The organism is Pseudomonas sp. PDM09, from assembly GCF_014852305.1.
GTDB lineage: Bacteria > Pseudomonadota > Gammaproteobacteria > Pseudomonadales > Pseudomonadaceae > Aquipseudomonas.
In genome coordinates, this window is record NZ_JACVBI010000006.1 from 133,849 (window position 1) to 153,089 (window position 19,241).

14 protein-coding genes and 1 pseudogene are annotated in these 19,241 nt (G+C 60.0%); 5 read left to right on the forward strand and 10 right to left on the reverse strand.

What is annotated here, in order from left to right:
* Positions 1-15: 15 nt before the first annotated feature.
* The 9 genes from IB250_RS16090 to IB250_RS16130 form a co-directional block, all read right to left on the reverse strand.
* The gene (locus IB250_RS16090; RefSeq protein ID WP_192344846.1) at positions 16-1,884 is read right to left on the reverse strand and encodes a hypothetical protein; all 1,869 of its coding nucleotides are present in this window, start codon (positions 1,882-1,884) and stop codon (positions 16-18) included.
* Between the two features lie 121 nt (positions 1,885-2,005).
* Entirely contained in the window at positions 2,006-5,464 is a 3,459-nt protein-coding gene (locus IB250_RS16095; RefSeq protein WP_192344847.1) for a GMC oxidoreductase, read from the reverse strand.
* A 1,135-nt stretch (positions 5,465-6,599) separates the two neighbouring features.
* On the reverse strand, positions 6,600-7,166 hold the full coding sequence (locus tag IB250_RS16100; RefSeq protein ID WP_192344848.1) for a GNAT family N-acetyltransferase: 567 nt from the start codon (positions 7,164-7,166) through the stop codon (positions 6,600-6,602).
* A 188-nt stretch (positions 7,167-7,354) separates the two neighbouring features.
* Entirely contained in the window at positions 7,355-8,125 is a 771-nt protein-coding gene (locus IB250_RS16105) for an electron transfer flavoprotein subunit beta (RefSeq protein ID WP_030128552.1), read from the reverse strand.
* A gap of 15 nt (positions 8,126-8,140) precedes the next feature.
* Entirely contained in the window at positions 8,141-9,361 is a 1,221-nt protein-coding gene (locus tag IB250_RS16110) for an electron transfer flavoprotein subunit alpha/FixB family protein (RefSeq protein WP_192344849.1), read from the reverse strand.
* Positions 9,361-11,310 carry a dimethylglycine demethylation protein DgcB gene (gene dgcB, locus IB250_RS16115; RefSeq protein ID WP_192344850.1) on the reverse strand — a complete coding sequence of 650 codons (1,950 nt, stop codon included), beginning with the start codon at positions 11,308-11,310 and terminating at the stop codon, positions 9,361-9,363. Before dgcB ends, IB250_RS16110 begins: the two co-directional genes overlap by 1 nt.
* Positions 11,311-11,455: 145 nt before the next feature.
* Positions 11,456-13,516, reverse strand: coding sequence for a dimethylglycine demethylation protein DgcA (gene dgcA / locus IB250_RS16120; protein ID WP_007907545.1), 2,061 nt, complete (start codon positions 13,514-13,516; stop codon positions 11,456-11,458).
* Positions 13,517-13,531: 15 nt separating this feature from the next.
* Entirely contained in the window at positions 13,532-14,062 is a 531-nt protein-coding gene (locus IB250_RS16125) for a DUF5943 domain-containing protein (RefSeq protein ID WP_007926354.1), read from the reverse strand.
* A gap of 78 nt (positions 14,063-14,140) precedes the next feature.
* Positions 14,141-15,118: a dipeptidase gene (locus IB250_RS16130; RefSeq protein WP_007907542.1), complete on the reverse strand. Its 978-nt coding sequence runs from the start codon at positions 15,116-15,118 to the stop codon at positions 14,141-14,143.
* Positions 15,119-15,354: 236 nt separating this feature from the next.
* Here IB250_RS16130 and IB250_RS16135 point away from each other — a divergent pair, with 236 nt between their 5' ends.
* The 4 genes and pseudogenes from IB250_RS16135 to IB250_RS16150 all read left to right on the forward strand — a co-directional run bounded on the left by IB250_RS16135 (position 15,355) and on the right by IB250_RS16150 (position 16,979).
* A complete protein-coding gene (locus IB250_RS16135; protein ID WP_192344851.1) occupies positions 15,355-15,756 on the forward strand; it encodes a lysozyme inhibitor LprI family protein in 402 nt (133 codons plus the stop codon).
* A 212-nt stretch (positions 15,757-15,968) separates the two neighbouring features.
* A pseudogene (locus tag IB250_RS16140) lies at positions 15,969-16,220 on the forward strand (type II toxin-antitoxin system RelE family toxin); the annotation flags it as partial.
* Positions 16,207-16,530 carry a helix-turn-helix domain-containing protein gene (locus tag IB250_RS16145; protein ID WP_192344852.1) on the forward strand — a complete coding sequence of 108 codons (324 nt, stop codon included), beginning with the start codon at positions 16,207-16,209 and terminating at the stop codon, positions 16,528-16,530. The pseudogene IB250_RS16140 and the gene IB250_RS16145, both read left to right, overlap by 14 nt.
* A 32-nt stretch (positions 16,531-16,562) precedes the next feature.
* Positions 16,563-16,979 (forward strand): DUF3010 family protein, encoded by a 417-nt coding sequence (locus tag IB250_RS16150; protein ID WP_008008110.1) that lies wholly within the window; start codon positions 16,563-16,565, stop codon positions 16,977-16,979.
* 131 nt (positions 16,980-17,110) lie between these two features.
* On the opposite strand, the gene IB250_RS16155 is transcribed toward IB250_RS16150, so the two are convergent.
* Positions 17,111-18,070 (reverse strand): GlxA family transcriptional regulator, encoded by a 960-nt coding sequence (locus IB250_RS16155; protein ID WP_192344853.1) that lies wholly within the window; start codon positions 18,068-18,070, stop codon positions 17,111-17,113.
* Positions 18,071-18,293: 223 nt separating this feature from the next.
* Here IB250_RS16155 and IB250_RS16160 point away from each other — a divergent pair, with 223 nt between their 5' ends.
* Positions 18,294-19,238, forward strand: coding sequence for a choline ABC transporter substrate-binding protein (locus IB250_RS16160; protein ID WP_192344854.1), 945 nt, complete (start codon positions 18,294-18,296; stop codon positions 19,236-19,238).
* Positions 19,239-19,241: the final 3 nt, after the last annotated feature.

Genomic DNA, 19,241 nt, shown 5'->3' on the forward strand with positions numbered 1-19,241 from the left:
CCATCCGTAGTGGAATTACAGGGTTTTCATGAACTCGATGAGCGCCCGCTTATCGAGTTCCGACAGTTGCGTGCCGTACAGGTGGCCGCCGTTGTGGTTGCCCTCCAGACGGGTGTCGTACTTGAAGTCCGCCGAGGCCTTCATCTGCTGGCCACTGGTGACGAAGCCGACTTTGTCCTGGTCGTACACATCAGAGCCGGTGAAGAACACCAGCGGTCTTTTTTCCGGTGGTTGGAGCAAGTCCCACAGGGTCGGTACCGAACCGTTGTGCAAGTACGGTGCGCGCAACCAGACGCCGTCGGTGGGCGTGTTGCTGTAGCTCTGGGTCTTGCGATAGGCGCCAAAGTCGAACGGCGATTTCTTGAAGCCATGGAAAGCCGTCACTAAACCTGTGGTGAACGAGTTCAGCCGATGGGGATCGGTGCCCAGTTCATCAATGCTGGTGGTGACCTGACCGGTGTCGGTGCGGCCGAAATCATGGCAACCGGCGCAGTTGTTTTCCCAGACCGGTTTGCCCCGCGCGACTTTGGCCTGATCCAGCGCGAACGGCCACGCCGGCGCCTTGTGGCCCAGCAACCAGTTGGTCACTCGATTGAAGCTGGCCGGCAACACCGACTCCGGCGTTGCGCCCACGGCCATGGCCGCCGCGTAGTTACGCTCATGGATGTCGTTGTTGTTACCGTCCCAGTGCAGGTACAGCGACTCCCGAGGCTTCTGGTTCCACACTTGCGGCAAGTCGACGGTGCCGATGGTCGAGTCATCCGGGAAGCCGAACACCACCATTTTCGTCGGGTTGAAGGTGTCGGTGCGCCCCGGCCCTTGCGGTGCGCGCAGACGTTGCCAGGCATAGGCCTGTTTCTGCTTGACCAGCGCGCTCGTGGCCATCGGAATGATCACGTAGCGGTTGTACAAGCGCTCGAAAAACCCGAGCTGGAACTTGCTGTTGATTGCCGTCATCACCGCATCAGGGGTGAATTTCGGATCGCTGGCGCAATTGTAGGCGAACCACTGGAAGGCCTGCAGTTGCAGGGTATTGGCCGGCGCGGTGGCCACCGGGATGGCGACGTCGCTGGTATTGGCCCGGTAGGAACCGGTGTGGCACAGGGCGCAGTTGGGCTCCACGGTCGGGTAGCCGATCTGCCGCTTGGCCATGCCGATCGGCAGGTCCTTGCCGTTCTCGTAGAGGAAACCGAAAACTTCGTAACCACCGGGTTTCGGCAGTTTATCCGGGCACATCTGCGGTAACACGGCGAACAGGTAATAGGGAATCCGCGCTTCGATGCCCAGGCCGATGGCGCCGTATTTGTAGTGGTCCTCATCGGAGGCGTACTGCTCTGCCGGCACCACCCGCAGCATCTGGTACCAGGTTTCGTAGCCGATAAACCCCAGCGCCAGCACCACGACCAGCGTGGCGACCTTGAAGCTGTGCCGCTGCCAGCGTCGCGCCCAGGCTGCGCGCCACGCATGCCAGCCGTCGCGAAGTAACGCCAGGGGCCGATTGGCCGGCGCGCTGCCCAGGTACAGCAGAACCCCGAGGATCAGGAACATGCTCAGATCACCCAGCAGCATCGGCACGAATACCTGGGCCTGGTTGCTGGTGTTGATCAGGTAGATCCAGAACGCCACGGCGACCAGTCGCGACAACACGCACAGCCACGAATGCACCACGTATCGTGGTGCATTGAAGCCAGACGGCATGTAGAACAGGCTGATCCCCACCAGCAGCATGCCGGCGTTTTCCAGCCACGGATCGGAGAGTTGCGGCGGCATCCCGAGCATCGAAGTCAGCAACGCCGGCGCGAACAGCGCCGGAATCGCGAAGACCATATTCATCACGATGCCTAGCCAGATGAAGCGTTGAAACCAGCGGATGTAACTGTCCATATTTTTTCCCCAGATCGTTCCCACGCTCCGCGTGGGAATGCATCCCGTGACGCTCTGCGTCACACAAGCGGACGCAGAGCGTCCATGGCGGCATTCCCACGCAGAGCGTGGGAACGATCAGCTAGCCGAGGGCGGTTTTCTCCAGGTGTTGCAGGATGATCGGGTACACATCGACCACCGCATTCTTGCCGAACATGCAGTCGATATGCCCGTAACCCGGCACCACATGCCGGCTGTAGCGCTCCGGTCCATGGGCTTTGCACACGCGCTCATAAGTCTTGAGCGTGCTTTCCGGCAGGTAGCACTGGTTGTCTTCGCCACTGATGAAGCAGATCGGCATGGTCAACCGGTCGAAGTGCGGCATGTAGACGTCCTGGCCCTTGAAGTCCACCAGATGACCTTTACGCAGGATCAACGCCAAGTGCTCGAAGGTCTGCATGTTCGACTCACCGAACAACTCATGCAGGTTGTCATGCAGGGTTTCGTTGAGCGTGTCGTGGCGGTACAGCGACGCGTACATGAAGGTGATGCGATGGCACACCGGGTTGGTGCAGTAACCCTGAGCCTCGATGCGGGCATACCCGTTGAGGGCTTTGTCGTAAAGCTTGTTGAACCAGCTCTCCTTGTTGTCGGCATACGCGGTGAGGGATTTGATGCCGATGGCGTCGAGCATCCCTGGAAGGTGCAGGCCGGCCTTGAGCCCCGTTGCCGTGGCGACCACCGTATCCGCGGCAATTTGCGAACACACCACCGAACGCACCCCCTGCAACCCGGCCAGCAGCGACATGAAGAAAGTCGTCGCCCCGTAGCAATGCACCACGCATTGCACGTCCGCCGCCTTGGTCGCTAGCTGGATCTGCGCGATGGCAGCCTTGAAGTCGTACTGCGCAATCTGATCGCCGTTCCATTCGTGCTTGCTGGCCGGTATCAGAATGCTGACCCGGAAATCCAGCAGCCAGACGTCGTACTCGTGCTTGCACAAGAACTCCAGCAGGTTGGTCTGGATGGTGTCGGTGGAGAAAATATTCGAGCCCACGCCCAAGCCATGCACCAGCATCACCGGCCCTTTGCCGCCACCCTGATAGCGGGTCAGGCGTAGCTGTACGTTGTCTTCGGTCTGGAAGAACTGCACGCTCGGGATCGGCGCATCCAATGGGCGTTTCTGCCGCGCAGGTGCGTCAGGGTTGAAGTAGATGTCACCCGCGAACACCCCGCCGTAGCTCTCCCACAAGATGCCGGCGAAGAACTTGCCGAACCGCGCCAGACCGTCGATGCGCTCGCGTTCGTTGCGCGCGTTGAGCACCTTCATGGTGGTCATCTGCTTGGCGAAATCGGCTGGATGGATGTGCATCACCCCCGAACCCAGCACTTCACCGGTCTTGTCCGACCCGCGATACAGCGTCACGTAGAGGGTGCTGGTGTCGTGCCAGACGTTCAGCACGCCGTTGTCTTCGGGCACGGTTTTGAACGCGCTGAAGTAATAATCGCTGCCGTCCTCGGCGGTCAGTTTCATGTCGTAATTCATGTGCCGTACGCCGACCTGTTCCTGATACTCCTCGAACAGGTTGAATACGCCATTGCTGGCGGTCAGCGGTTCCGGTGACAGACCCGGCGCATTGAGCGTGCCGACCAGCGTCGCAGCGTGTTCCGGCTCCTTGATCATGCGGTTGAGGTCGTTGGCGGTGATGGTCAGGGTGAACTCGATCGGCGAGTTCTCCGACTCGCCGCGTTTGGCCGCCGCTTCGTAGAGCTTGAGATCAGTGCCTTGAGGCTGAGTGAAGTCCTTGGAGAAATAGCCCTTCATGGTTTCGGTGAACTGCACGCCGAGGGTCGGTGGCGCCACCTGTTTGCGCGGTGCCGAGGGCAGCGTGTAGTCGATGTGCCAACCGCGATCGGCCGCCAGCAGGCCCATGTTGCGCTCGCTCACGGCGGAGATGGTCAGCAGCGGATTGACCGCCAGGGAAGTCGGAATCACCGCACCGTCGGCCACATACAACCCGGCATAGACATTGGTGCCACTGGCGCTGCTGAACACCTGTCCCTTGTGGTTGACCACCCCCTGCTCCGCGTCCTCGCCCATTACACAGCCGCCCAACGGGTGAACGGAAACGATGCTGTGTTTGAGCAGCTCGGTCCAGATCGGGTTCTCGACCCAGATCCCGCCCAACGCCTTGGTGCTCTGGTGCAGCCGGTCGTTGCCAATCTTCACGTTTTCCTGCTCGCCAACACCCGGCCAGTCGATGCGCAGCTGATCCTTGCTGTCGAGCACCATGCGCCCCTTGCCGTCGTCGTGGCTCATGATCAGGTAGGTCTGCATGTTGTGCAGGGCGCCATGATATGGGCCGCGCAGAAAGCTTTCGGTTTCGCGCTCCGCGTACTTGAGCTTGCCGGTGAAACTGTCGTCGGTGGGCTTGCCGATCAACCCGGCGAACGCGGCCATGCTCGGCACCATGGGCCGGCCTAGCGCGCCGGGGATCGAGCCTTCTTCGATGACCATGCGGCTGCGCCAGTCGCCTTCGGTGCGCAGGTCGATGATCGAGGTGATGCACGGGCCGACCGGTTTCATTTCACTGGCCGGATGCGCGCCGAAACCGATGCCGTTGATCGCTTGGTCGCAGTTGTGGCCAAAGCCAAGGATGTCACCGTTGCCGCTCATGTTCTCGCCAAGCTGATTGGACGTCGACAAGCCTTTGTCCCGAGAGCGCAGGAGGATTTCGGTGGAGCCCAGGGTGCCCGCCGACACCACGACAATGTCAGCTTTGACGAACAGCGTCGGTGCCGAGAACTTCTCACGGCCACTGTCCAGGTATTGGAAGTGCACGATCCAGCCGTCGCCGTCGGCGTCGCGCTCCAGATGCCGAACCTCGGCCTGGCAGAAAATCTCCGCGCCGTGATTCCAGGCGTCCGGCAGGTAATTCATCAGCGTGGTGTTCTTGGCCTTGTTGTTACAGCCCGACACGCAGTCGCCGCAGTGGTTGCACGGTAATTGCTCGACGCCGACGTGGTTGAGGTTGTTCGGCAGTTTGTCGAAGGTCACGTTGATCGGCGGCTTGTAGAAATGCGCCCCTTGCTTGAGGTAGTCCGCAGATTTTTTGTTGGCTTCAAGTTTCGGCAGCACCGGAGAGGTGCTTGGGTAGGGATTGGGCTTGAGCATCTCCCGAGCCCGGGCGTACCCATCCTTGAGCAGCGTGTCGCGGTGTTCACGCACCGCCAGCGGCCAGCGTGGATCGTCGAACACACCAGGTTCCGGTTCCAGCGCAACGTTGGCATTGATCAGCGACGTGCCGCCCAGGCCGCAACCGACCACCACGTTCTGCTGGGCGTTGACGTGCAGGTCGAACAACCCGGTGCGCGAACCGATGTGCCCGTCCGGGTCATGGACTTGCAGCTCTTCGGTGGCCGCCAGCATCGTGTTGGGGTATTCGCCGGGCTGGATTTCCCGGCCCCGCTCCAGCAGGCACACCCGCTTGCCGGCCCGGGACAGGCGCGACGCCGCGATCCCGCCGCCGTAGCCGGAGCCGATGACGATCACGTCGTAATGTTCCTTGATGTCACTGATGGGGGTGGCGATCCGTGTCATGGGTCATTTCCTCTCAGGCAGATGGGCAACTCTGTGGTTGCCTGCAATCGATAGACGAACAAACGCCTGGTCACCGGGCACGGTCGGGCCTCAATGGCAGCGGCGTCAGGGTATGGGGAAAGGCTTCAGGCGCTATAGGCGAGCGCGCTGATTGGTGGCGCGACGGTGAATCCGTTTACGCAGCAAGGTGGCGGGTGTCGGTACACAGGTCACGCAGGGGTTTGGGTGCGAGCGATGTGGCTGGCTATCCATCACGCGTTCTCCCTGAACCAGATGTGGATAAGTGACGGCTGTCCTTGTGCCATGAGAGTGAAGACAGGCGACAGATCGAAGTCAAGAAGGGCCTTAGAACTGTATGAAATCTGATCTATCGCGTTGTAGCCTATAGGGGCTGTGGCTTGCAGGGTTTAGCGAACAAGTTATCCACATCTCCACCCACAGCTATTGGGGACAACTGTGGACGAGAGCCCAAATTCATTCACAAAAAATGAAGAAAAACCGTGACTTATCCGGAAACAGGGTTTTATGCAGGCACCGATCGTTTTTTGATCAGAAGTGCGCAGGGCACGGTTTATATGACGTGTAGAGGATGGCGAACACCTTATCCACAGAAGCGCCAACAGACTTTGGGGGCAACTTTGCAGGCTCTGTGGAAAACCGCTGAAAGCCGTGAGAATTCGGGGTTTGCGGGAGGATTAACGAGGGAAAACGACGAATTGAACATTATTTGATCAACTCACTGAAAGCCACGGTTTATATAGCCTGTGGCGGACAGCGAACATCTTATCCACAGAAGCGCCAACAGAGATTGGGGGCAAGTATCGACGTGTGAGCAACCTTACTCTGTGGAAAAAGCTCGAAAAAACCGTGGGTTAGGCTGGTTGTTTTTTGTACGGAGGGCTGGAGGGCTTGCTGGGTATGGGGTGTAGCGAGGCGCGAACATGTTATCCACAGAAGCGCTAACAGGGATTGTGGGTAACCACAGTGACTTGTTGGTGTGCACACAATCGATGATCGACATAGAACCCGTGTGGGAACGGGCTTGCTCGCGAAGGCTGACTGACATTCAACATCGATGTCGACTGACCCGCCGCTTTCGCGAGCAAGCCCGCTCCCACACGAACAGGGCTCAGCCTTAAGGCCGATACATCAAATAAGCCTCACCCGTAACCCGAATCATTGGGTGGGGCGTAATCTGGCAGGTATCGACGATCCGGAAGCCATGACGCTCATAAAACCGCCGGGCGCCAGTGTTCGCCGAGTAGTCGATCAAGCTCAAGCCGTTGAGCCCCAACCGGTTGGCACGGTCGTAGGCGTAGGCGAGGAATTGTTTGCCCAAGCCCTGATTGCGCCAGCCCTCATGCAGGGCCAGGCTCGAAATATAAAGGGTGTCGGGGATTTCCATCGTGGCATACGGCGCCAGGACCGGGTCGGTCACGGGAGCGGCTTGAGGATCGTGGCGCATCGCGTAGCTGTGCAGCATGCCGATGACCTTTCCTTCGGCCTGCGCGATCAGGCAGTTCTGATAGGAGAAATCCACGTCTTCACGGGCGTAACGAGTGGCACCCACTTCCAGCAGATCTTGCCCGGGCTGCGCCAGTTGGCTCCAGATGTAATCCGAAGCACCCTCTGATGAAATCTGGAACAAACGGGCGATCTCGCGCGCATCCGTGCGCAATGCCGGACGAAATTCAACAGCCATTATTTCCCCATAAACTTCGGTGAGATGATTTTCAGGTTCTGCGTTTCCGGTATTTCACCCGTTCGGGCACGAGCACTCTGTGGGAGCGGGCTTGCTCGCGAAAGCGGTGTGTCAGTCAACGATGATGTTGAAGCTGATGACCCCTTCGCGAGCAAGCCCGCTCCCACAGGTTTTGTGTTTGTCCAGGTTTAGCGAACCACGCCTTCTTCAATCAACAACTTGAGAATGGCTTCAGCGCCCGCCTGCGCGGTCACGCCCTTGAGTACTTGCCCGCCTCCGCCACTGGCCTTGGCTGTCGCGGCTTTCATGCGGTCTGCACCACTCTTGGCCTTGATCACTTTCAAGCGTTTGGGCCGTGGCTTGGCCGGTTGCAGCGTGGCCACCGCCAGCAGTTCATCGTCGATCACTTCGACTTCATCCGCCTGCAACACCCCGCGCCGCGCCGGGCCGTAGGCACTCTGCCGAGGCTTGGGCGCCGCGTTATCCACAGTCGCCAGAAACGGCAGGCGTACTTTCAAGCGCCGACGCTGCCCGCGCGGCAAGGCCTGCAGCACCAGCGCCGAACCGCCGTCGATGGATTCGACCTGCGCCAACCCCACCACCAGCGGCCAGCCAAGGCTTTCCGCCAGCAGGAACGGCAACATGCCCGAGCCTTCGCCGGTTTCCGCCTGGCTGCCGGTCAGCACCACTTGCGCCCCGGCATCACGCAAATACGCGGTCAACGCAGGCAGCGCGTCAGCACCTTCCGGTTGTTCCAGCACATGCAGCTGCTCCAGGCCCATGCCCAGATAAGCGCGCAATGCCGGTTCGGCGACGTCGCCGGCATGCAGCACTTGCAGGTTATCCCCAGCCAGTTGCAGGCCCAGTTCAACCGCTCGTGCATCCTGCTCGGCGCGGCGTGGCCGGCCGGAGGTCGGGTGGGCGCCGATGGACACCAGGCTGATGATTTTCGTGCTCATAACCCTTTCCTTTCCTTAAGCCGCATCGCGCTTGGCTTCATTGCGGTAAGCCTCTACCGCATCGATCAAGGCTTGAAGAATCTCGGCGCTCTCACCGATCACCGACAGGTCGGCCCGTTTGATCATGTCGCAGCCAGGATCGAGGTTGATCGCCACCACCTTGTCGCAGGCACCGATGCCTTGCAGGTGCTGGATCGCGCCGGAAATGCCCACCGCCACGTAAACCCGTGCCGTCACCCAAGTGCCAGACGCACCGACCTGACGGTCGCGGGCCATGAAACCGTCGTCCACCGCCACTCGCGACGCACCTTCGGTCGCGCCCAATGCCTCGGCCGTCCTGTGGAAAAGTCCCCAGTCCTTGACCCCGTTGCCGCCCGAGAAGATGAACTCTGCTTCGGCCATCGGAATCGCCGCCGGGTCCACCGCCACTGCGCCCAGATCTTCGATCCGCGACAGGCTGCGTGCGACCGCTGTGGATAACTCCACTGGCAAGGCTTCGTGACGGGTTTCGCTGACCGGTTCGGCGCATTCGACGGCAGCCAGGATCAAGCGTGCCACCGGACGTGCAAGATCCTGCAAACCAGCACCGGCACGGCCGATGCATTCCTGATCCTTGACCTGCCAGACCCGCGTGGCCGGGCGTTCGCCCAGTGCCGCGGCAAAGCGTCGACCCAATTCGCCGCCACCGCTGCGGCTGTCCGGCAGCAACCAGTGGCGGGGGCTGAACTGGTTATCCACAGCCCGCAGGCCCTGGACGCGTTGTTCCGGTGCATAACCGCTGAATTCGTCGCCCTCAAGCACCAGCAAGCGATCCACGCCAGCCGTAGCGAAGGCGTTTTCCTTGTGCTCACCGAAGACCACCGCCAGTACCGCGCCGTCCTTGCCGGCCAACTGATGGGCCAGGCCGAGCAAGTCGCGGTCGTGGCTGCTCAAGCGGCCGCCGACCATGTCCGGCACCACGCTGATGTAGAACGCAGGTGCAGCCACTTGATGCAGCGGCAATTGCACTTCAACCGCCGCCGAGCGTTTGGTCGCCCCGCCCTGCTGAGCGCCGCTGCGGTCGATTCGCTTGATGCCGTTGGGGCCGATAAAACCGATCCCGTGAGGGTTCTTGCGGATGACACCGTTAGGCCCCATCCAGCTGTGTTGCGCCGGTTGCATGGCCGCGTGCAGCGGGTGCAGACGGTTGCGGGCGATCCATTCGGCGCGTGGGTCGCGGCGGATAATGTCGCTCATCAATGCACCTCCGCAGGTTCACGTTTGGCCGGTGCCGAAGGCTTTCCCGGCGCGGCGTCTTCGAGCAAGGCGTCGGCCACCAGTTCGGCGATGTCCTTGATTAATGGACGCGGTTCGACCACGCCTTCGAGCATCGCGGTGCACTGTGGGCAACCCACGGCCACCAGTTCGGCTCCGGTTTCGCGGATGTCTTCCATGCGCATGTCGGGGATCCGCTGCTTGCCTGGAATGTCGGTGATCGGTGCACCGCCACCGCCGCCGCAGCAGCGCGAACGGAAACCGGAGCGTTGCATTTCCTTGATCTCGATGCCCAGGGCGCGCAGTACTTCGCGCGGTGCCTCGTATTCGCCGTTGTAGCGACCGAGGTAGCACGGGTCGTGATAGGTCACGCTGCTGCCTTTGTGCTGGCCCAGGTTCAGGGCGCCTTCGCCAATGATCTCCGCCATGTAAGTGCTATGGTGCTGCACGAGGTAGTTGCCGTCGAAGGCGCCGTATTCGTTTTTCAGCACGTGGAAACTGTGCGGGTCGCAGGTGACGATGCGGTTGAAGCTGTATTTGGCCAAAGTCTGGATGTTGCGCTTGGCCAACAGTTGGAAGGTCGCTTCATCGCCCAGGCGTCGTGCCACGTCACCACTGTCACGCTCTTCAAGCCCCAGCACCGCAAAGTCGACCTTGGCCGCTTTCAGCACTTTGACGAAGGCACGCAAGGTGCGCTGGTTGCGCATGTCGAAGGCACCGTCGCCGACCCAGAACAACACGTCGGTGGATTTCTTCTCGCTGAGCAGGTTCAGGTTCAAATCCGCCGCCCAGTTCATCCGCCCGCCCGGCGCGAAGCCGCCAGGGTTATCGGTGGCGATCAGGTTTTCCAGGACTTCGGCGCCCTTGTTCGGGGTCGCGCCTTTTTCCAGGGTCAGATGGCGGCGCATGTCGACGATGGCGTCGACGTGCTCGATCATCATCGGGCATTCCTCGACGCAGGCACGGCAAGTGGTGCAGGACCACAGGGTTTCAGCGTCCACCAGACCGTTGACGATTGGTTGATGCGGATTGCCACCGTGTTCGCCAATTGCTTTGCCTGGATAAGGGCTACCAGCGAATTTGGCATCGGTGCCACCGGCCAGGCCAACGACCATGTCCTGAATCAGTTTTTTCGGGTTCAGTGGCTGGCCGGCGGCGAACGCCGGGCACGCGGCTTCGCATTTACCGCACTGCACGCAGGCGTCGAAGCCGAGCAGTTGGTTCCAGGTAAAATCCTTAGGTTTTTCCACGCCCAGTGGCGCGTTCGGGTCATTCAGATCCAGCGGCTTCAAACCGGTGGAACGACCACCACCAAAACGCTCGGCGCGACGGTGCCAGGCCAGGTGCAAGGCACCGGCGAAGGCGTGCTTCATCGGCCCGCCCCAGGTCATGCCGAAGAACAGTTCGCTAACGCCCCACAGCACACCGACGCCGAGGATCGCAGCCACCACCCAACCACCGAAGTTTTCCGGAAGGATGCCGGCGACCGGCAGGGTCAGCAGGAAGAACGATGCCGAGAACGCCATCAGGCTTTTCGGCAGGCGCATCCACGGGCCTTTGGACAAGCGGGCCGGTGGGTTGCGACGGCGCAGGAACATAAAGATCGCGCCAACAAACATCACCGCCGACATCAGCAGCAGTGCATAACCGAGGATGCGGTTATGCAGGCCAAAACCATGCACCACAATCGCCAGCACAATGGACGCCACCGCACCACCGGCCGTAGCGACGTGGGTGTTGGCGATGTATTTGTCCCGCGCGACGACATGGTGCAAATCGACCATGTAGCGTTTGGGCATGGCGAACAGGCCACCGATCAGGTCGACTTTCGACGCCCGGCCCTGACGCCACATTGCCACCCGCCGCAACGCGCCCAGGACAGCCAGGCCCAAGGCAGCGAACAACAGGATTGGAAGAAGGGTGTTCAACATGTGGAGCTCCCACGGGACTCATTGATCGTTCCCACGTTCTGCGTGGGAATGCCTCACCGGACGCTCTGCGTCCGCTTTTGAATGTGACGCGGAGCGTCACGGGCTGCATTCCCACGCAGAGCGTGGGAACGATCAGCTCACCGGCTTAGAAATCCTTGCACAACCGCAACGCGTCATAGATCGCCGCGTGGGTGTTGCGCTGGGCCACGCAGTCGCCGATACGGAACAGCAAGTAGCCGTCGCCCGCCTGGCTCAACGAAGGTTGTGGCTTGATCGCGAACAGGGCTTCGATGTCCATCTGGCCTTTGTTGCGCGAGCCTTCCTTCATGGCGTAGTAGATTTCTTCGTCCGGACGCACGCCGTTTTCGACGACGACTTGGTCCACCACCCGCTCCTCTTTGGCGCCGGTGTATTCGTTTTCCAGCACCGCCACCAGCTTGTCGCCTTCGCGGTAGACCTTCTCCAGCATCATGTCGCCGGTCATGATCACTTCTTTGGGGTACATGCTGCGGTAGTAAGTCGGGAACGACGTACCGCCGATGGCCACGCCCGGTTTGATGTCGTCGGTGACGATCTCGACCTGGCTGCCCTTGTCGGCGAGGAAGTCAGCCGTCGACATCCCGGTGAACTCGCAGATGGTGTCGTAGACCAGCACGTTCTTGCCCGGTGCGACCTTGCCATCGAGGATGTCCCAGCTACTGACCACCAGGCCTTCAGCCGCGCCCCAATGTTCGTTCTGTTCCAGGAACGGATGACCGCCAACGGCGAGCACCACCACGTCCGGACGCAGGTCGAGAATGGTCGCCGCATCCGCCGCCACGCCCAGGCGCAGATCGACTTTCAAGCGCGCCAGTTCCAGCTGGAACCAGCGAGTGATACCCGCGATCTGGTCCCGTTGTGGAGCTTTCGACGCGGTGGTGATCTGCCCGCCGATGAATTCTTTTTTCTCGAACAGGGTCACGTCGTGGCCACGTTCGGCCGACACGCGAGCCGCTTCCATCCCGGCAGGACCGGCACCGACCACCACGACTTTGCGTTTCACGCCGGTCGATTTCTCGATGATGTGCGGCACGCCCATGTATTCACGGGAAGTCGCGGCGTTCTGGATGCACAAGACGTCCAGGCCCTGGTACTGACGGTCGATGCAGTAGTTGGCGCCGACGCATTGCTTGATCTGGTCGACCTGACCCATTTTGATTTTGGCAATCAGGTGCGGGTCAGCAATGTGGGCGCGGGTCATGCCGACCATGTCGACGTAGCCGCCTTCCAGAATACGGGTCGCCTGGTTCGGATCCTTGATGTTCTGCGCGTGCAAAACCGGGGCCTTCACCACTTCCTTGATACCGGCGGCCAAATGCAGGAATGGCTCCGGTGGATAACTCATGTTCGGAATAACGTTGGCCAAGGTGTTGTGGGTGTCGCAACCCGAGCCCACGACGCCGATGAAGTCGATCATGCCGGTGTCGTCGTAGTACTTGGCGATCTGCTTCATGTCCTCGTGGGACAAGCCGTCCGGGTGGAACTCGTCACCGCACAGACGAATGCCGACGCAGAAGTCCGGACCGACTTCCTTGCGCACAGCCTTGATCACTTCCAGGCCGAAACGCATGCGGTTTTCGAAGCTGCCGCCCCATTCATCGGTACGCTTGTTGACCCGCGGGCTCCAGAACTGGTCGATCATGTGCTGGTGCACGGCAGACAGCTCGACGCCGTCCAGGCCACCGGCCTTGGCCCGCGCGGCTGCGCTTGCGTAGTTGCCGATCACCCGCCAGATTTCTTCCGGCTCGATGGTTTTGCAGGTCGCGCGGTGCACCGGTTCACGGATGCCCGACGGCGACAGCAGGGTTGGCCAATGCTCGCCGTCCCAGCGCGAGCGTCGGCCCATGTGGGTAATCTGGATCATGATCTTGGCGCCATGCTTGTGCATGGCATCGGCTAGGTTCTGGAAGTGCGGAATGATCCGGTCGTCGGCCAGGTTGACCGACTTCCACCAGCCTTGGGGGCTGTCGATGGCCACGCTGGAGGAACCGCCGCAAATCGCCAGGCCGATCCCGCCCTTGGCTTTCTCTTCGTAATACTTGACGTACCGGTCGGTGGTCATGCCGCCGTCGGTGGCGTAGACCTCGGCGTGCGCGGTGCTGAGCACGCGGTTGCGGATGGTCAGTTTGCCGATCTGGATCGGCTGGAACATTGCTTCGAAAGCCATGGCGGGGTCCTCGACTTACAACGGCTTGACGGTGAACAAACCGTCGTCGTGGCCTTCTTCGGAGCCACCGTAGACTTGTTCGGCGACAGTGCGGATCTTGCTGCCGCGAGCGGCCAGGATCTGGTCCATGGCACCGGCGAACCAGCCAGTGAACATGTAGTCGACCTTGCGCCCGACCTTGCCGTACACGTAGACAAATGCGGAGTGTTCGAGCTTGACGCTGGCGGTGCCTTTGTCGAGGTCGATGTCCTGAATCTTGAACAGGCCCCAGCCGCGTTGCGACAGACGCTTCATGTAGTGCTCGAACACTGCAACGCCTTCCAGGCCGTGGCATTCAGCTTCTTTTTCACACCAGTGCCAGGCGGACTTGTAGCCGGCCTTGTAGAGGATTTCAGCGTAGGCGTCGGCGCCCAGCACTTCCTCGATGCCCATGTGGTTGTTGACGAAGAAGTGACGCGGCACATACAGCATCGGCAGGGCGTCGGAGGTCCAGACACCGGTTTCGCTGTCGACTTCGATTGGCAATTGCGGGGCGATCTTGGCCATAGAAACTTAACTCCAGAAAATTCGTTGTGTTGCCCCTGGCACGGACGGCCGGGGGAAAGGATTCAGAAATGCGGTGGCTTATTCGCCCCAGACGTCTTTCAGGACATTCACCCAGTTCTCGCCCATGATCTTGCGCACCACCCGCTCGGAATGGCCGCGCTTGAGCAGGGTCTCGGTCAGGTTCGGGAACTCGCCCACGGTGCGGATGCCCAGCGGGTTGATGATCTTGCCGAAGCTGGTCAGACGGCGGGCGTAGCCCTTGTCATGGGTCAGGTATTCGAAGAAGTCCTGGCCATGGCCCTGGGTGAAGTCGGTGCCGATGCCGATGGCGTCTTCGCCGACGATGTTCATGGTGTATTCGATCGCTTCGGCGTAGTCGTCGATGGTCGAATCGATGCCCTTGGCCAGGAACGGCGCGAACATGGTCACACCCACGAAACCGCCGTGATCAGCGATGAACTTCAGTTCTTCATCGGATTTGTTGCGCGGGTGTACTTTCAGACCCGACGGCAGGCAATGGGAGTAGCAAACCGGCTTCTTGGATTCGAGGATGACTTCTTCGGACGTTTTCGAGCCGACGTGGGACAGGTCGCACATGACGCCGACGCGGTTCATTTCAGCGACGATTTCACGACCGAAACCCGACAGGCCGCCGTCGCGCTCGTAGCAACCGGTACCGACCAGGTTTTGGGTGTTGTAGCACATCTGCACGATACCGACGCCCAGCTGCTTGAACACCTCAACGTAGCCGATCTGGTCTTCAAACGCGTGAGCATTCTGGAAGCCAAAGAGGATACCGGTCTTGCCCTGCTCCTTGGCCTTGCGGATATCGGCGGTGGTGCGCACCGGAATCACCAGGTCGCTGTTCTCGCGGATCAGCTTCTGGCTGGCGGCAATGTTGTTGACAGTGGCCTGGAAGCCCTCCCACACCGACACGGTGCAGTTGGCCGCGGTCAGACCGCCTTTGCGCATGTCTTCAAACAGCTCGCGGTTCCACTTGGCAATAATCAGCCCGTCGATAACGATGCTGTCGGCGTGCAATTCGGCTGGGCTCATCAGGCTGTCCCCTATTAGCGATTCATGCGCCGAATCGTGTGCCGGCGCTTTGGGGCCAGCATATGCCTCGGTGCAGGGGTAGCCGGGTGCAAAAACGACAGGGGGTTTGCCGAAAGCGTCAATCTGCGACAAAGGGTCGTCAACAGGCGTCATTGCCTACCTATCCAACACCGCCCGCTTGGGCCAGAATTCGCCGCATCACTGGATGTAATCACTGAATTAAGGGCGGCGACGCAATGAAATCGATCTTCCTGGTTTTGGCACTGATAGCGACTGGCGTACACGCAGCTGAAGAGGCCGACGACAACCCTTGCGACGCTGTCGAAAACGAAATCCAGACCCTGGAATGCTCGGCCTACAGCAGAACCACCGCCGAACAGCTGCTGAGCGACAACTATCAGAGCCTGACCGAGCGCATGCAAACGCTTTATGGCAACAACAAGGCGCAACTGACCGACATCACCGCCAAAATCAAAACCGCACAACAGCAATGGCTGAAAACCCGGGATGCCGATTGCGCAGTGGACGCATTTCCGGCGACCAGCGGTAGCAAAGCGTTCACCATTGCGCAGAATGATTGCATAGCGCGCATGAGTGACGAGCGGTCGGAGTTTTTGGAGTCGATTGGGCAGGAGTGATCCTGAATCGTCCGTCGAAAGCTGGTAGCCCTACCAGCTTTTACCTTCAATCAAGTCCTTTCCCACAGGTTTCACCGAGCAAACCTACAACTCCCGCTGGGTAAGGGTTAAAGCAGCTATTTTCGAGCAACATCCCGACAAATTTCGTTTGTTGGCCACCTGAAAAATATAAGTAAAGATTCGCAAAATCTTATAAAAGACTTATATTCTCCATGAACAGCATTCACTGGACTCGAAAGGCCGTTAAGCAGCTCTTGAAATTGCATTCCGTTCATCAGATCCAGGTTCGTGATGCCATCACGGCGCTAGCTGGCATGCCTGATGTAGGCAACGTCAAAGCACTGGTCGGTCATGACTACGCCTATCGACTGCGAGTCGGTAGTTATCGGGTTATGTTCGACTGGGATGGCGCGATCAAAGTGGTCAGTATTCAAGAGGTCAAAAAACGCGATGAACGCACCTACTCAGATTCAAATCATCAACGACGCGGAGGGAAAACCGGCGTTCGTGGTCATTCCCTACGCGCAGTATGTGGCGCAGAAGATCGAGCCCGATCTGATCCCCCACGAAGTGGTCAGTCGCATCGTCGATGGCGCGACGCCCATTCGCGCCTGGCGCGAACACCTGAACCTTACGCAGGATGAAGTTGCCAAACGCATGGGTATTTCCCAACCGGCTTTAGCCCAGCAAGAAACGGTCGCCAAGCCCCGCAAGGCAACCCGTGAAAAAATTGCCGCAGCTTTTGGCATCACCGCCAACCAACTAGAGTTGTAAGCTGAACGCCAGCATCAGGAAAAGGGATTGAAATGAAAATCTGCGGCATCGAAATCAAAGGCAGCGAAGCGATCATCGCCGTGGCCTCCCTCGACGGTCAGGCGCTCAGTCACGTCGCCCTCGCCACCAGGAAAATCGCCCTCGATGAGGACGACGAAGCCGCCAACGTCAAAGTCTTCGCCGCTCAGGTGGCGTCGTTCGTTCGTGAGAACTCTATCGACCGGATCGCGATCAAGAAGCGCAGCAAGAAAGGCGAGTTCGCCGGTGGGCCGACTACGTTCAAAATCGAGGGGATTTTCCAGCTGCTGGAAAATTGCGAGGTGACGCTGCTGTCGCCGCAGACCATCAATGCGCAGAACAAGAAGTTCGATTTTGCACTGCCGGAGACGCTGAACAAGTATCAGCATGAGGCTTACAAGGCGGCGTGCTCGGCGCTGATGAAAAAGTAAGACAGATCAAAACTGTGGGAGCGAGCCTGCTCGCGATAGCGGTGGATCAGTCGACATCAACTTGAATGACAGACCGCCATCGCGAGCAGGCTCGCTCCCACAGGATTCTCTGGTGTTGTCAAAACTTAAGTTCAGACCAGCTCCCGCCCATCTCCGAGCCGTCGTCGGTCTTCACGCGGGCAGCGCTCGAATCTCGCCCGATAGCTTCGGGTGAAATACGACGGCGATTCAAATCCGCACGCGATGCTCACTTCCAACACACTCATGTTCGTCTGACGCAGCAACTGCCGCGCCTTCTCCAGCCTTAACCGCAGGTAGAAATTGCTTGGCGTGTCGTTCAGATGCAGGCGAAACAGGCGTTCCAGCTGACGCCGGGTGACCTTGATCGATTCCGCCAGCGCCAGCGTACTCAGTGGCGGTTCGCTGTGCTGCTCCATCTCCCCGATCACCTGCACCAGCTTCTTGTTGCTGATGCCATAACGCGTGGCGACTTCCATGCGCTGGTGGTCTTTGCGCGGACGGATGCGCCCGAGTACGAATTGTTCGCTGACCTGGATCGCCAGTTCCGGGCCGTGGGCCTGGCCGATGAGGTCGAGCATCAGGTCGATGGAGGCCGTGCCGCCGGCAGAGGTGATGCGCCGACGGTCGATCTCGAACAGCTCCTGAGTGACGCTGAGCTGTGGATAAGACTCCTTGAAGGCGTCGATGGCTTCCCAGTGCAAGGTCAGGCGATGGCCATCGAGCAGACCGGCTTCAGCGAGGATGAAGCTGCCGGTGTCGATAGCGCCGAGGGTCACGCCTTCGATGTCCAGACGACGCAACCAATGCTCCAGTGCCGGAGTGGTGAACTTCAGCGGCTCGAAACCGGCGACCACCAGCAAGGTCGCGCCTTTCTTCAGGGGTTCCAGCGCCGCATCGGCGTTGACCGACATGCCGTTACTGGCCAAAACCGCTCCGCCATCGGCGCTCAACACATGCCAGCGGTACAACTCGCCGCGAAAGCGATTGGCGACCCGCAGCGGCTCGATGGCCGAGATAAAACCGATCGCCGAAAAACCCGGCATCAACAAGAAGTAGAAATCCTGGGACATGGAGCGCACTCGCTTAGCAGGTAAAAAGAGGCCGGGTAACGAGAGGGCGGTTAGCGTGTGGACGTTGATACGCCACTTGCAACCGGCATTCAAGGGCTCAGGTCGCTGCAGTGCAAGAGCTGGTCGCCGCAGTGCGTTTTCACGGGGGCTTTGCTGCGTAACTTGGCATCACCGGCGCATCAGACACCGGAACCCACAATAACGACCTGCCGAGGAACCCGACATGAAACGACTGATCAGCAGCTGTGTTCTTGCACTCAGCGGTACCGCTTTCTTGAGCGCCAGCGTCATGGCGGCCGAACCCGCATCGTGCCAGAACGTGCGCATGGGCGTGGTGAACTGGACCGACGTGATTGCCACCAGTGCCATGACCCAGGTCTTGCTCGATGGCCTCGGCTACAACACCAAGCAGACCAGCGCCTCCCAGCAAATCATCTTCGCCGGCATTCGCGACCAGCGTCTGGACTTGTTCCTGGGCTACTGGAACCCGCTGATGACCCAGACCATCACCCCGTTCGTCGATGCCAAGCAGGTCAAAGTGCTGGAAGCACCTAGCCTCAAGGATGCCCGCGCCACCCTCGCCGTTCCGACTTACCTCGCCGACAAAGGCCTGAAAACCTTCGCCGACATCGCCAAGTTCGAAAAAGAACTGGGCGGCAAGATCTACGGCATCGAGCCTGGCTCGGGCGCCAACACTCAGATCAAGGCGATGATCGCCAAGAACCAGTTTGGCCTGGGCAAGTTCCAGCTGGTCGAGTCCAGCGAAGCCGGCATGCTCGCGGCGGTGGATCGCGCCGTGCGGCGCAAGGAAGCCGTGGTGTTCTTTGGCTGGGCACCGCACCCGATGAACGTCAACGTGCAGATGACTTACCTCACTGGCAGCGAAGACGCCCTCGGCCCGAACGAAGGCATGGCCACCGTCTGGACGGTCACCGCGCCGAAATACGCCGAGCAATGCCCGAACATTGGTCGTTTGCTGAGCAACCTGACCTACACCGCCGAAGACGAGAGCCGGATGATGCAGCCATTGCTGGATCACAAAGACGCCTTCGAATCGGCGAAGCAATGGCTCAAGGATCACCCGCAAGACAAGCAACGCTGGCTCGAAGGCGTGACCACCTTCGACGGCAAACCGGCGGCTGAAAACCTGAAACTGACCAGTAAATAAACC